Raw genomic sequence first — 15013 nt, forward strand, 5'->3', positions numbered from 1 at the left:
TTACCATAGAAGCTGAAAAATTAAACCTTTTACGCCAGGCATGTCCAGTCTCGCTCCATCATAGAGATTAAATGAAGGAGTGAGAAAGCATGCTGCTGATTTGCCTGTTTTTATTTTTGATTATTTTTTTCATATACGGAATGACTCTGTTAAGATCCGGATTATACGGGCTGTCAGGCGACACTTTTAAGCGGAGGATCGCTGGTTACACCCATTTTCCCTGGCAGGGGATGCTTGCAGGCATCCTGATCACCGCTGTCCTGCAAAGCAGCTCTGCTGTCATGGTGCTGACGATCGGGCTGATTTCCGCCCGGATCCTGACTTTCCCGCAATCAATCGGCATCATATTGGGGACAAATATCGGAACTACTTTTACAACAGAATTCATTACCTTTAATATTGAATCTTTCATCATCCCCCTTGCAGTGATCGGAGCGGCCCTGTTCTTATTTGGCAGAAAGGGGCTGAAGCATATCGGCATGGGTGTCCTTGGCATATCCATTGTGCTTTCCTCAATGAAAGGCTTTGAATATCTTGCATCGCCGATGAAAGATGTACCATTTCTAACGGAAATTCTCGAGCTCATGGACACCAGCCATCTGGCAGGGGCCGCAGCAGGCATGGTGCTGACCGCCATCATCCAATCCAGCACTGCCGCTGTCGGGATCATCATGGGGTTTCTGAACGGCGGGATCATGGAACTGGATGCTGGCATAGCCTTTATGCTCGGGGCCAATATCGGGACCTGCCTTACTGCCTATCTTGCATCCATTGGCGCAGGGAAGGAGGCGCGCCTCACCGCCTTTGCACATATCTGGCTGAATATAGCGGGAGCAGCCCTTTTCCTCCCTTTTATAGGCTATCTTTCCTCTTTCGGTGAATGGGCAGCTGCCGAGCCGGATGTCCAGCTGGCGCATGTGAGTGTGTTATTCAATGTGCTTACCTCCTTAATGGTCCTTCCTTTTGCTGAACACTTTGGAAAGTTCATCATGAAAGTCCATGATAGATAAAAAAAAGACAGGCACCAGCGCTTGATGCTGTCCTGTCTTTTTCATATTAATAATCTGAATCGCTTGTTAATCCGTTAACGATCGCCACACCTGAGCTTGCCCCGATTCTTGTAGCTCCTGCTTCGATCATCTGCTGGGCATCTTCTGTGCTGCGGACACCGCCTGATGCTTTAACACCGATCTCAGGACCGACTGTTTTTCTCATCAGCCTGATATCTTCAACGGTTGCGCCGCCAGTGGAGAAGCCTGTAGAAGTTTTGACAAAATCTGTGCCCGCTTTTACGGCCAGCTCACATGCCAGGACCTTCTCGTCCTCTGTAAGGAGGGATGTTTCAATAATGACCTTTGTGAGTGCCTTCCCTTTTGCCGCATCAACGACTGCACGGATATCTGCTTCTACAAGATCATTGCTGCCGCTCTTTAATGCGCCGATATTAATAACCATGTCTACTTCAGTTGCGCCGTTTTCAATGGCATTTTTAGTCTCAAATGCTTTTACCTCAGAAGTTGATGCCCCCAGCGGGAAGCCGATGACTGTGCAGACATCTACGCCTGATCCCTTCAGCAGTTCACTCGCGTAGCTGACCCACGCAGGGTTAACACAGACAGACGCGAAACTGTATTCTTTAGCTTCTGAACAAAGAACCTCTATCTGTTCTTTTGCCGCATCCGCTTTCAATAATGTATGATCGATCATTTTTGCTACATTAGCTGCCATATCAATGGTTCTCCTTTCAAACAAACAAGTTGTCCGTACCTCTACATCATACCATTGTCTTCCCGAAAAATGTAGCTGAAATTATAGGTTTTAATCATTTTTTGCAATCGTTTTCTTAGTCCTGTCTATTTTTTCTTTATCAAAAGGGAAATATGCAGCCCGAAGTATCCTCAGGCCACTTTTTGGCAAATAAAAAAGAATGGGAAAGCCTCCCCATTCTTTTTTATCCAATACTTAAACAGCCGCTTCCTCGTAAACAGCATCCTCGTCAACGACGCGGACAAACTGTCCTTCATTATAAGGATAGCCTGCCTTGGATATCTTGACTTTTACGATTTTCCCTACCATTTCTTCGGATGCAGGGAATACGACTTTCAGGTAATTGTCAGTATACCCGACATAAAGGCCGCTCTCAGGATCTTCCTTAAAGATTTCCTCAGGAATGACTTCAAGCACTTCATTTTCAAACTGTGATGCATATTCCTTTGCCAGCTGATCGGAAAGGGAAATAAGGCGGTGCACCCGCTCATTCTTGACTTCCTCATCAATCTGGTCTTCCATCCGGGCTGCAGGTGTACCGGTTCTTTTTGAGTAAGGGAATACATGCAGCTCAGAGAATTTATGCTCTTTGATAAAATTGTAGGTTTCCATGAACTCTTCTTCAGTTTCTCCAGGGAAGCCGACAATAACATCAGATGTGACAGCAAGGCCGGGAAGCGCCTCTTTTAGGCGATCCAGACGCTCTGCAAAGAATTCCATTGTGTACTTTCTTCTCATTCTCTTAAGTACAGTGTTAGAGCCTGACTGAAGAGGTATATGCAGGTGCCTTACAACCACTTCAGACTTGTCCATCACCTCGATCACTTCATCAGTGATCTGGCTTGCTTCAATAGAGGAAATGCGCAGACGCTTCAGGCCTTTTACCTGTGCCTCTAAATCCCTTAGCAGCATGGCAAGGTTATAATCCTTCATGTCTTCTCCATAGCCGCCTGTGTGGATGCCGGTCAGGACAATTTCCTTATAGCCGGCATCGACAAGCTGCTGCGCCTGGCGGATGACTTCCTGCGGATCGCGGGATCTCATCAAGCCCCGCGCCCACGGGATGATGCAGAATGTACAGAAGTTATTGCACCCTTCCTGTATCTTCAGGGAAGCGCGTGTCCTGTCTGTGAAGGCAGGAACATCCAGTTCCTCGTACACGCGGTTTTTCATGATATTCCCTACCGCATTGATCGGCTGGCGTTCTTGTTTATATTGTTCGATATACTCCAGCATCTTGACCCTGTCCTGTGTACCCACGACGATGTCCACTCCAGGTATGGCCATGATTTCTGCAGGGGAGGTCTGGGCATAGCAGCCGGTTACACAGATGACGGCATCAGGATTTTTCCTGATCGCCCTTCTGATGACCTGGCGGCTTTTTTTATCGCCGGTATTGGTTACTGTACAGGTATTGATTATATATACATCGGAAGCAGATTCGAAATCTGTCCGTTCGTAGCCTTCTTGTTTAAACAATTGCCAAATTGCTTCTGTTTCATAATGGTTCACTTTACAGCCAAGTGTATGAAAAGCAACTGTTGCCATTGAATTCACCTCATTAGTTCAAAATGATAAGAAACAGCCGCAAGCGCATATAACGGCGCTGTTTCAGTACGCAATATCCTTGGGCCAAGTCCGCATGACACAAAACCATTGTCCTTTAAGAGTCCAACTTCCTTTTCCGAGAGGCCGCCTTCTGGTCCAAACACCATAAGAAGGGACTGCCCTTCTTCCATTCCTGCCAAAAGAGCTGCAAAAGCAGAGCTTTCCCCATCTTTGGCGTCTTCTTCATAGGCAATCACTTTATGGTCATAGCTTTTGCACAGTTCAATCAGTTCTGTCATGCTGACAGGCTGAAGCACATCCGGCTGCAGGTCTCTATGTGATTGCTCGGCAGCTTCTTTAGCGATTTTCTGCCAGCGTTCTGTTTTCTTCCCAGCTTTCTTTTCATCCCATTTTACAATTGAACGGGCTGCAGTAAAAGGGATAAACACGGAAGCTCCAAGCTCTGTCCCCTTTTGGATGATCAGCTCGAGCTTATCCCCTTTAGGCAATCCGCTCGCAATTGCAGCTTTGACCGGAAGCTCTGCGCTCGCTTCCTTCCATTGTACTACTTCGGCAATCACTTGTTCATCGGTAATTTCTGCAATCCGGCATTCTGCACTTCTGCCCCCGCGGACCGCACAAATTATGCTGTCCCCTTCCTTCATGCGCATGACCCTTGTGATGTGGTGAAAATCATCGCCTGCTATGCTGAATCTGCCATCTGTATCCCGATCTGTGAAATATCGCTGCATGGCTGCACCTGCCTACCTTTCGTTTTTGCAAATGCCGTACGGCTGCAAATCCGCCAAACGGAAAAAAGGGACACTTGAAAGGCATGGGTCTATCCCAGCTTCAATTACTCCCATTTTTCCGTCCAGCCAGATATTTGTCTTATTTATTCCTTGCAATGATGGCGACCCAGTCTTCCATTTGAAGGATTTCTTCAATATCGAAACCTGCCTGGATGATTGCATCTTTGACCTGCTGCTTTTTCTGCTGGATGATGCCTGAGGCAATGAAACAGCCGCCCTTTTTAACTGTTCTGGCCACGTCATCTGTAAAGCGCAGGATGACCTCGGCCAGGATATTGGCAACCACGACATCGGCTCCTTCCTGCACTCCGTTTAACAGGTTGTTCTGCGACACACTTACAGTCTCATGGACCTTATTCAGCTTGATGTTAAGCCTTGCTGACTTTACTGCCACTTCATCAAGATCAAGAGCTTCCACCTTTTCAGCTCCAAGCATGGCAGCAGCGATGCTGAGCACACCGGAACCGGTTCCGACGTCAACTACTCTGTCTCCTTTTGCTACCGTACGCTCCAGTGCCTGGATGCACATGACTGTCGTCGGATGAGTCCCAGTCCCAAAAGCCATCCCTGGATCAAGCTCGATAATCAACTCATCGCTGCTTACAGGAGTATAGTCCTCCCAGGTCGGCACAATGGTGAACCGTTCAGATATTTTAACAGGATTATAGTACTTTTTCCAGGCAGTGGCCCATTCCTCTTCGTTCACTTCACTGATCGTCACTTTGTTAAGCCCGATATCAATATTGTATAAAATGAGGCCATTGACCGCTTCTTTAATTTCGTCAACCGTTTCCCCCAGGAAGCTGTTGACCGGAAGATAGGCTTTCACAATGACGCCTTCCTCTGGGTAATCTTGGGGATTCAGCTGGTAGATTTCACCGAATTGATCTTCTCTGTCTTTAATCAAGTCAAACGGATCCTCAATGACAACACCGCTTGCTCCGGCTTCATGCAAAATGTTTGAAATCGGTTCAATCGCCTCATTTGTTGTATGAATGCTGATTTCTGACCATTTCATTCTCTACCAACTCCCATTTCTTTATTCACCCTTGAAGGCTCTTTTCACCTTTGCGAAAAAGCTTTCTTCCTGTTCTCCCTGCGGCAGCTGGCCGCTCACTTCGGCAAACTCCTGCAAAAGCTGCTTCTGTTTTTCTGTCAGCTTTGTCGGTGTAACAATCCGCACAAGTATGTGCTGGTCGCCATTTCCATAGCCCCTCACATTCGGCACTCCTTTTCCTTTCAGGCGGAAGCGGGTGCCTGTCTGTGTCCCGGCAGGAACCTTCAATTTTACTTTGCCATGAAGGGTCGGCACCTCGATTTCATCTCCAAGCGATGCCTGGACAAACGTAATCGGCATTTCGCAGTAAATATCGTCGCCTTCACGTTCAAAGAATTCATGGCCCCTCACATGGAAAACTACATAAAGATCTCCTGGAGGGCCCCCGTTTATGCCCGGCTCTCCCTGCCCAGTTACGCGCAGCTGCTGTCCGTCATCAATGCCGGCCGGGATCTTCACATGGATTTTCTTCCGCTTGGTCACTTTGCCTGTTCCGCCGCATGTTTGGCATTTTTCTTTGATTTCTTTGCCTGTTCCGCTGCAGTACTGGCAGACCCTTCTGTTGACAATCTTTCCAAATGGCGTATTCTGCTCAACATTCAGCTGGCCTGAGCCATGGCAATGCCGGCATGTTTCAGGCTTTGTGCCAGGCTTGGCCCCTGACCCGTCGCAAGTCTCGCAGGTTTCTTCCCTCGGTATTTCAATATCAGTTTCTTTTCCGAATACCGCTTCTTCAAAAGAAAGGGACATTGTGTACTGAAGATCGGCCCCCTGCCTTGGTGCATTCGGATCCCTTCTCCTTCCCCCGCCTCCGAAGAAAGTGCTGAAGATATCCTCGAAGCCGCCGAAGCCGCCGCCGAAATCTCCGCCTCCAAAGCCCTGGTTGGGATCTGTATGGCCAAACTGGTCGTAATGCGCGCGCTTCTGATCATCACTCAAAACTTCGTATGCTTCTTTTACTTCCTTGAATTTCTCATCTGCATCCGCTTCTTTATTAATATCAGGATGATACTTTTTTGAAAGCTTGCGGTAGGATTTCTTTATTTCATCCTTGCTGGCACTTTTGCTGACCCCCAGGACCTCATAATAATCCCGTTTGTTCATGAATTTCACACTCCCCGGTCATTTCACATAAAGATTATTGTATCATTCTATAAAGAAAAAGTGCAATAGTTAAACTAAAAGCGGAGGGCGCTTGCCTAATAAGGAACGCAGGCTAAACACCTTGCCTGTGCCCCCTCCTGGTAAAGAAAAAAGCCAAAGCCAAGTGAAACCTGACTTTGACTTTTTTTACCCTGCTGCTTAGCTATTATTTTTTGTCGTCGTCGTTTACTTCTTCGTATTCTGCATCAACGACATTATCATCTCCGCCTTGGCCTTCAGCACCCTGGGCTGCCTGGGCCTGCTTCGCTGCTTCTTCATACAGCTTCATAGAGAGATTCTGGACGATTTCCTGAAGGGCATCCTTCGCAGTACGGATTTCTTCCAGCTCGTTCTTTTCGATTGCCGCCTTCAGCGCATCTTTAGCTTCGTTCGCTTTCGCAACTTCCGCTTCGTCCACCTTGCCTTCAAGATCCTTCAGAGTCTTTTCGGTAGTGAAGACAAGCTGGTCTGCCTCATTGCGAAGCTCAACTTCTTCTTTGCGCTTTTTATCTGCCTCTGCGTTTTCTTCCGCTTCCCTGACCATTTGCTGGATTTCATCATCAGAAAGGCCTGTGGAAGATTTGATTGTGATGGTCTGCTCTTTGTTTGTTCCAAGATCTTTGGCGCGAACATTGACGATGCCGTTTTTATCAATATCGAATGATACTTCGATTTGAGGAACGCCGCGCGGTGCCGGCGGGATATCAGTCAATTGGAAACGGCCAAGCGTCTTATTGTCAGAAGCCATCGGGCGTTCACCCTGAAGCACATGAATGTCAACAGCAGTCTGGCTGTCAGCCGCTGTAGAGAATACCTGGGACTTGGAAGTCGGGATTGTAGTGTTGCGCTCAATCAGCTTCGTGAAGACGCTGCCCATTGTTTCAATCCCCAGTGATAATGGGGTTACATCCAATAGCACTACATCTTTGACATCTCCGGAAATGACGCCGCCCTGGATTGCTGCACCCATTGCCACTACTTCATCAGGGTTGACGCCTCTATGAGGGTCTTTTCCAACTTCCTTCTTGATTGCTTCCTGAACGGCAGGGATACGGGTTGATCCGCCGACAAGGATTACTTTATCGATTTCTGATGGAGAAAGGCCGGCATCTTTAAGCGCCTGGCGGGTAGGTCCCATTGTACGTTCTACAAGGCCCGCTGACAGTTCATCAAACTTCGCCCTGGACAGTGTAACCTCCAGGTGAAGGGGACCTGCATCCCCTGCAGTGATAAACGGAAGCGAGATTTGTGTAGAAGTGACGCCTGACAGATCTTTCTTCGCTTTTTCAGCTGCATCTTTCAAACGCTGAAGCGCCATTTTGTCTTTTGAAAGGTCGATGCCGTTATCTTTTTTAAATTGCTCAACAAGATAGTCAATGACTACCTGGTCGAAGTCATCTCCTCCGAGACGGTTGTCGCCGGCAGTTGACTTAACTTCAAAGACGCCGTCGCCAAGCTCGAGGATGGATACGTCAAATGTACCGCCGCCAAGGTCATAAACAAGAATTGTCTGGTCTTCGTCCATTTTGTCAAGGCCGTATGCAAGAGCCGCTGCTGTAGGCTCGTTGATGATGCGCTCTACTTCAAGGCCGGCAATCCTGCCTGCATCTTTTGTTGCCTGGCGTTCAGCATCATTGAAATAAGCTGGAACTGTGATAACAGCTTTTTCAACCTTTTCGCCAAGATAATCTTCTGCATAGCCTTTAAGATACTGAAGGATGATAGCAGACATTTCCTGCGGCGTATATTCCTTGCCTTCTGCTTCCACTTTATGGTCTGTACCCATATGGCGTTTAACAGAAATGATTGTGTTTGGATTTGTAATAGATTGGCGCTTAGCTACCTCGCCAACCTGGCGTTCGCCGTTTTTGAATGCGACAACTGATGGAGTTGTACGGTTTCCTTCCGGATTCGGAATTACTTTAGGCTCTCCGCCTTCTAGAACGGATACACATGAGTTTGTAGTACCCAAGTCAATGCCAATAATTTTGCTCATGTTCCTTTACCTCCCGATATATGTAGTGTTATTGGTTTACTTTTACCATTGCCGGACGGATGACCCTGTCCTTAAGCAAGTAGCCTTTTTGGAATTCTTCAACAACCGTGTTGGATGCAAAGTTTTCGTCTTCAACCTGCATGACAGCTTGATGCAGATGCGGGTCAAATTCTTTTCCGACAGCCTCGATTGCTTCGGCGCCTTCTTTTTTGATTGCCTCTGCCAGACTGCGGTATACCATTTCCATTCCCTGCTGGAGCGTTTTGGCCTGCTCATTGTCAGTTTCCATATTCAGCGCTCTCTCAAAATTATCAAGGGCTGGAAGCAGTTCAGTAATCAGTTTTTGTGCTCTATATTTTTCAGCCGCCTCTTGATCAAGCTTTGCCCGGCGCCTGGAATTATCAAAGTCTGCCTGAAGACGGAGATAGCGATTTTCAGCTTCCGCCAATTTCTCCTCAAGCTCTGCAATTCTTTCATGCGCAGTTTTCAGCTCTTCGGAGTCTTCTTCCCGGCCTGCTGATGGTTCCTCACCATTTCTACCAGTTTCAGATGTTTCAGCTGATTCTCCGAACACTGATTCTATCGGCTCATTGCTTTCTTCTGCAGTGGCTGCTTTGTGTTCTTCGTTTAAAAAGTCCTTATTGTCTGCCAACTAGTTCACCTCCCTTAAAGGTTAAGCATGCCTGGCCTGCCTTGCATGCCAGAGGACGCTGATCGGATATAAATATTTAAACGCAAGGAAAGGGATGGAAGAAAGCTTCCACCCATATCAATATTACCCGCGTCAGCTCTTTTGATACAGCTTCGTCAGGACGTCAGTGAGGTCTGCGCTGATAATCTGCAGCAGGCTGATCACCCTGGAATACTCCATCCTCGTCGGTCCAAGGACCGCGATGGTCCCCAGCTGTTCTGCACCCATTGAATAGGTGGCAGTAATGAGGCTGCAGTTTTCCATGGCCGAGTTTTCATTCTCTCTGCCAATCTTAATATTGATTCCTGATTTGTCTTTGCGTATTAAATCATAGATGCTTTCTTCCTGCTCAATCATATTCATCAGATTCCTGATCTTCTCGATATCATGGAATTCAGGCTGGCTGAGCATGTTCGTCTTGCCGCCGAAAAAGAGCTTTTCATTCGCAGAGAGCTTCAGTATGTCGGCAAAAGAATAGAGCAGGAGATCATAATGGTTGACATGCTGCCTGAGCAGGAATGCCACTTCTTTGTAGATCTTATCGTTTAGATTATCTATAGGCACACCGGCCAGCCGCTCATTCAAAATATTGACCAGTTTCTCTATCTCCCCAGGGTGGATGTTTTCAGGTATGCTGAACATTTTGTTTTCAACATGCCCTGTATCAGTCACGATGATGGCAATGGCCGTATCCTTGTTCAAAGGAACAATCTGGATTTTTCTCAGTCTGTTTTCTTTTACTGCAGGACCGAGGACAATTGACGTATAGCTGGTCAGTTCGGACATGATTCTGGCAGATTTCTGCACGATCTTTTCGAGCTCATAGATCCGCTCTGCAAAGAGGGACTTGATTGTGAAAATATCCTGCTGATTCAGCTGCTGGGGTGACAATAGATGATCAACATAATAGCGGTAGCCTTTTTCAGAAGGGACCCTTCCGGAAGAGGTGTGTGTTTTCTCGATAAAACCCAGTTCTTCTAAATCAGCCATTTCGTTTCGGATTGTTGCCGAACTGAAAGAAATTTCTTCTTTTTTCGACAGGCTTCTCGAACCGACTGGCTGGGCAGACCGAATGAAATCATCAACAATCACCTGGAAAATCAATAATTGACGATCTGTTAACACGTTTATCACCTCTGTTAGCACTCTTCAACAGCGAGTGCTAAATCTAATAATAAATTATCAAATTTATAGGCGCGATGTCAATCATTAGATTACGCCGATAAAGGATTGAAACACTTCGTTCCCGAGAAGCCGCCCTTTTCGCGTCAGCCGGATCGATTTCCCGCCAGCTTCGATCAGCTCTAATTTCTTGAGCTTTTCCAGCTCGCTCTTGAACAGTTGGAGCGGATTTTCTTCAAATTTATCCAGAAAACGGGACACTTCCACACCATCGGCCTTTCTAAGTCCCAGGAACATTTCCTCTTCCATCATTTCAGCTTTTGTCACAATATGCGATTCCATGACAGGAAGTTTGTTTTCCGCCAATGGCTCCATATATTTTTTCAGCGGCCCGTAATTGGCATTCCGGCTTCCTTCTGTATAGCCATGGGCCCCTGCTCCAAATCCATAATACTCTTCATTATTCCAGTATGTCAGGTTATGCCTGCTTTCAAAACCGGGAAGCGCAAAATTGCTGATTTCGTATTGCTTGAAGCCCTCCAGCTCCATCCTTTCCATAAGAAGCTCATACATAGCTGCTTCTGCATCTTCACCTGGGGAAGGGAGCTTCCCTTTTCTCATAAGATTATAGAAGACGGTCTTTGGTTCGATGATCAGGGAGTAGCCGGAATAGTGCTGGATATCAAGGGTAAAGGCAGTATCGAGCGTCTCCTTGAAGTCAGCAACAGACTGGCCCGGCAAGCTGTAAATCAGGTCTACGCTGATATTGCTGAATCCTGTTTTCCTCGCAAGTTCGATTGACGCAAATACATCCTTTGCCCTGTGTGTCCTTCCAATCCTCTTCAGCAATTCTTCATTGAAGGTCTGGACTCCAAAGCTCAGCCTGTTCACCCCGGCATCGTAAAGTGCCTTCAGCTTATCTTCGGAAAGGTCGCCCGGGTTTGCTTCGAATGTAAATTCCGCTCCTTCCTCCAGGAGCATATGCTTTCTGATTGAAGCGCACAGCATCTCGAGCTGGCGCGCATCCAGGGAAGTCGGTGTCCCTCCGCCTACGAAAATTGAAGTGAAAGGGCTTGAAGCACGATCCTGAAGCGTCAATTCCATTTCTTTTTCAAGGGCCTGCAGATATTCATCAACCGGCTGGCCTTTGAGAAACACTTTATTAAAATCACAATAATGGCATATATGTTCACAAAACGGTATATGGATATAAGCCGCATTTATCATACATCGTCACAACCTTTAATAATTTGCTCAACGGCAGGTGCTTTTTTTTCAATGAAAAAAGAGGCTAGAGCTGCTTGTATGCAAGCATATCTAACCTCCGGCAACAAATCAAACCTGGAGCCTGTTACTTCTTGGGGGTCGTATCGTCCATTTTCAGGACCGCCATGAATGCTTCCTGAGGAACTTCCACAGAACCGACCTGCTTCATGCGCTTTTTCCCTTCCTTCTGCTTTTCCAGCAGCTTTCTTTTCCGGGAAATATCTCCGCCGTAACATTTGGCCAATACGTTCTTCCTCATCGCTTTAATCGTTGAACGCGCAACGATCTTTTGCCCGATTGCAGCCTGGATCGGCACCTCGAACTGCTGGCGTGGAATCAGTTCCTTCAGTTTCTCTACAATGACTTTTCCGCGTTCATAAGCGAAATCTCTATGGACGATAAAGCTGAGCGCATCGACCTTCTCAGCATTGAGCAGGATGTCCATTTTGACAAGCTTGGATTCTTTATAGCCAATCAGCTCATAATCGAATGAGGCATAGCCTTTTGTGCTGGATTTAAGCTGATCGAAAAAGTCGTACACAATTTCCGAAAGCGGGATCTCATACACTATGCTCACTCGGGTCTCATCCATATATTGCATATCAATGAAAATACCGCGTTTTTCCTGGCATAGCTCCATGATTGCACCGACATAATCATTTGGCGCCATCATCGTTGCCTTTACATAAGGCTCTTCCACACGGTCAACTTTCTGCGCATCAGGCATATCTGAAGGATTGTCCACTTTCATCAGAGTGCCGTCTGTCATGACAACATCGTAGATAACGCTTGGGGCAGTTGTGATCAAGTCAATCTTGAACTCCCGCTCTATGCGTTCCTGAATGATTTCCATATGAAGCAGTCCAAGGAATCCGCAGCGGAAGCCGAAGCCCAATGCCTGGGAAGTTTCCGGCTCGAACTGGAGCGCTGAGTCATTAAGCTCCAGCTTTTCAAGAGCTTCTCGCAAATCATTGAATCTGGCGCTGTCAATCGGATACAGGCCGCAGTATACCATTGGATTCAGCTTCCGGTAACCTGGAAGCGGTTCAACAGCGCCATTCTTTGCGCTTGTGATCGTATCGCCGACACGCGTATCGCCGACATTTTTGATCGCTGCAGTCAGGAAGCCTACATCCCCGACAGAAAGCTCAGGCAGCGGAGTTGACTTCGGCGTGAAAACGCCTACCTCCGTGACTTCGAATTCTTTTCCGGTCGCCATCATCTTAACCTTATCGCCGACCTTTACAGTCCCATCTACAACCCTGATATAAGCGACAACGCCTCTGTATGCATCATAAAGGCTGTCAAAAATCAGCGCCTTCAGCGGGGCATCAGGGTCTCCCAGTGGAGCAGGAACTTTTTCAACAATCTGTTCCAGGATATCCTCAATCCCTATTCCCGCTTTTGCAGATGCCAGGACGGCATCACTCGCATCAAGCCCGATGACATCCTCGATTTCGCCGCGCACCCGTTCAGGATCTGCACTTGGAAGGTCGATTTTGTTGATGACCGGTACGATTTCAAGATCGTTATCAATGGCAAGGTACACATTTGCCAGAGTCTGGGCTTCAATGCCCTGCGCAGCATCGACAACAAGCACTGCGCCTTCACATGCAGCAAGGCTTCGGGACACCTCGTAAGTAAAGTCGACGTGCCCGGGGGTGTCAATCAGATGGAAGGTGTAGATTTCTCCATCTTTTGCTTTATATTTTAATTGCACAGAATTCAATTTAATTGTAATCCCGCGTTCTCTTTCCAGATCCATGGAATCGAGCAGCTGATCTTTCATTTCCCGGGCCGTCAAGGCATTCGTTCTTTCCAGGATTCTATCAGCAAGCGTGGATTTCCCATGGTCAATATGGGCAATGATTGAAAAATTCCGGGTTCTGGATTGTCTTTCTAGTCTGTCTTCTCTATTCATAGCGTTCACTCCTACTATACTCGCGCATATACACTATTTTTGATTATATCAGCAGGGATTGGAACATTCAAGGAAAAGCGGAAGCACTAAGAGGTCCTCCAAAATAAAACGGCCATCCCCTGGACAGCCGATTGTTCTCCATTATTTTATCAGATCAGCCACTTTTTGTATGGCGCTGTCTGCGGCCTTTGAAAGCCCATCGGCAAGATCCCTGCCGGCAGAGGAAAAGAAATTATATGCCTTCATTTCCTCCAGTTTTTCTTTTTTCTTTTCAAGATCATGTGAAGATACGTCCCGTCCGAGGATGGAGGCCTCCAGATCCCCGGTGCTGCTTTCATTAACAGAGAAAGCAGCATTCAGCCCTTTGTCATCATAGCCTCTCATGGCCCTCGTCCCTTCATTGGCGTGCTGCATGCCAAAAAGGACGCCAATGAACATCAATGCTGCAGCAAGGAAAGCTTTTACCATGAACATTTTCATCTCAATCACCTTTTTCATTTCTTGTCAGCAGGGTCTTTTCCGGCAGAGTCTACTTTCTCTGCCTGCCAGTGATAGTCGCTGAACACTTCTGCCAGAGCTTCAGCTGATCTGTACAGCTCCTCGAAGGTATTGTCCACCCCTCCGATTTCAACCAGTATTGCATTTTCAGACAAATCCTGATTGAATTTTCCATTTGTCAGGCTGCCTTCCTTTGTGAATGCCCCCCTGCTCAAGCCTTTATATCTTTTTTCCAAAAGGTCATGGAGCTCTTTGGCAAATGAGAGATTCCTCTCATATCCTTTGTGCTCAGCACCAATGATAAAAGCGATTTTAGCAAAATTGACATCATTTATTTTTTTCGTTGTATCGCTTTTTCTTTTGGCGTCCCGATGGATATCAATTAAATAAGCCAAATTATGATCAGCTGCCAAAGCAGTTTCAACGGCTTCCCTCGACTGGTCATAAGACCGTGAATAAGCCCAGTTCTTTCTGCTTAAGTCAGCCTGGATGTCAGTCTTGTCCACCGCGGCGCCAATGCCCTTTGCGTCCAGGGCTGACTTCAGGCGGTCTCCCACTTTGGTGATATTGTGTTCAGGATGAAATGCCTGATCAATATCTTTCACTCCATCCAAGTAAGGAAGGAAAGATTCACGATTATGCGAAAAGTAAATATAAACGATTTTTTTGCCGCCGGTCGATACCCTTGCTTCTTCACTGTTGCCCGGCACCTTGCCGCCATTCAGCAGGGAAGCTTCCTGTTCAGCCCGCAGCACTTCCACTGGCGGCGGGGATTCGATTGGCATAATGGCATTATTCGTTCCTGCACCTGCCGTGAGGAGTTTGCCTTCATAACCTCGAAAGGCAGGCAGTTCTCTTCCAAGAAGGCTGCGCGGATCATTTAGGCGTCTATTGAACAGCTCGAGTATAAAGCTGTACAGGGAAGGATGCACCGGCTTTTCCGGCAGCGCTGCATGGAAATGGCGGTTCTCCAGGCCAATAAGCCGGTACAGCCCCTCCGCTTTCACATGGGACAGTGCAGCCCTGATAGATTCAGGGGCAATCCTTTGCTCATGGTCTAAAGAAACAACAGCCCCGCTGACTGCAAAAACCAGGCAGGAAAACAGCAGGCAGGCGGCACATGCCTTCAGAAATCCAGTCCCTTTCATTCCCTGGGAGTTATTAGTCCGTTTCGCTGCTTTCATAGGTCCAC

Annotated in this window: 14 protein-coding genes; 1 reads left to right on the forward strand and 13 read right to left on the reverse strand. The window is 47.2% G+C overall.

The genetic code is table 11. The features are described 5' to 3' along the window. Window positions 1–89: 89 nt before the first annotated feature. The gene (locus AC4E8B_RS17860) at window positions 90–1010 is read left to right on the forward strand and encodes a Na/Pi symporter (protein ID WP_490214666.1); all 921 of its coding nucleotides are present in this window, start codon (window positions 90–92) and stop codon (window positions 1008–1010) included. Between the two features lie 46 nt (window positions 1011–1056). Here AC4E8B_RS17860 and deoC read toward each other — a convergent pair whose 3' ends face one another. The 13 genes from deoC to AC4E8B_RS17925 form a co-directional block, all read right to left on the reverse strand. Continuing rightward, window positions 1057–1728, reverse strand: coding sequence for a deoxyribose-phosphate aldolase (gene deoC, locus AC4E8B_RS17865; protein ID WP_490214667.1), 672 nt, complete (start codon window positions 1726–1728; stop codon window positions 1057–1059). Between the two features lie 90 nt (window positions 1729–1818). Then, window positions 1819–1959: a hypothetical protein gene (locus AC4E8B_RS17870; RefSeq protein ID WP_490214668.1), complete on the reverse strand. Its 141-nt coding sequence runs from the start codon at window positions 1957–1959 to the stop codon at window positions 1819–1821. 3 nt (window positions 1960–1962) lie between these two features. After that, window positions 1963–3315 (reverse strand): tRNA (N(6)-L-threonylcarbamoyladenosine(37)-C(2))-methylthiotransferase MtaB, encoded by a 1353-nt coding sequence (mtaB, locus tag AC4E8B_RS17875; RefSeq protein WP_490214669.1) that lies wholly within the window; start codon window positions 3313–3315, stop codon window positions 1963–1965. Between the two features lie 5 nt (window positions 3316–3320). After that, window positions 3321–4067, reverse strand: coding sequence for a 16S rRNA (uracil(1498)-N(3))-methyltransferase (locus AC4E8B_RS17880; RefSeq protein WP_490214670.1), 747 nt, complete (start codon window positions 4065–4067; stop codon window positions 3321–3323). 139 nt (window positions 4068–4206) lie between these two features. Next, window positions 4207–5145 (reverse strand): 50S ribosomal protein L11 methyltransferase, encoded by a 939-nt coding sequence (prmA, locus tag AC4E8B_RS17885; protein WP_490214671.1) that lies wholly within the window; start codon window positions 5143–5145, stop codon window positions 4207–4209. A gap of 21 nt (window positions 5146–5166) precedes the next feature. Next, the gene (gene dnaJ, locus AC4E8B_RS17890; protein WP_490214672.1) at window positions 5167–6288 is read right to left on the reverse strand and encodes a molecular chaperone DnaJ; all 1122 of its coding nucleotides are present in this window, start codon (window positions 6286–6288) and stop codon (window positions 5167–5169) included. Window positions 6289–6493: 205 nt separating this feature from the next. Further along, entirely contained in the window at window positions 6494–8323 is a 1830-nt protein-coding gene (gene dnaK, locus AC4E8B_RS17895) for a molecular chaperone DnaK (protein WP_490214673.1), read from the reverse strand. Between the two features lie 28 nt (window positions 8324–8351). Beyond that, a complete protein-coding gene (grpE, locus tag AC4E8B_RS17900; RefSeq protein ID WP_490214674.1) occupies window positions 8352–8975 on the reverse strand; it encodes a nucleotide exchange factor GrpE in 624 nt (207 codons plus the stop codon). A 132-nt stretch (window positions 8976–9107) separates the two neighbouring features. Continuing rightward, the gene (gene hrcA, locus AC4E8B_RS17905; RefSeq protein ID WP_490214675.1) at window positions 9108–10139 is read right to left on the reverse strand and encodes a heat-inducible transcriptional repressor HrcA; all 1032 of its coding nucleotides are present in this window, start codon (window positions 10137–10139) and stop codon (window positions 9108–9110) included. 84 nt (window positions 10140–10223) lie between these two features. Continuing rightward, entirely contained in the window at window positions 10224–11363 is a 1140-nt protein-coding gene (gene hemW, locus AC4E8B_RS17910; protein ID WP_490214676.1) for a radical SAM family heme chaperone HemW, read from the reverse strand. 124 nt (window positions 11364–11487) lie between these two features. Next, window positions 11488–13323: a translation elongation factor 4 gene (gene lepA / locus AC4E8B_RS17915; RefSeq protein WP_490214677.1), complete on the reverse strand. Its 1836-nt coding sequence runs from the start codon at window positions 13321–13323 to the stop codon at window positions 11488–11490. Between the two features lie 141 nt (window positions 13324–13464). Beyond that, window positions 13465–13821 (reverse strand): YqxA family protein, encoded by a 357-nt coding sequence (locus AC4E8B_RS17920; RefSeq protein ID WP_490214678.1) that lies wholly within the window; start codon window positions 13819–13821, stop codon window positions 13465–13467. Next, window positions 13818–15005, reverse strand: coding sequence for a stage II sporulation protein P (locus tag AC4E8B_RS17925; RefSeq protein WP_490214679.1), 1188 nt, complete (start codon window positions 15003–15005; stop codon window positions 13818–13820). The genes AC4E8B_RS17920 and AC4E8B_RS17925 overlap by 4 nt, the downstream gene beginning before the upstream one ends. Window positions 15006–15013: the final 8 nt, after the last annotated feature.

Source organism: Bacillus sp. SRL543 (assembly GCF_984799205.1).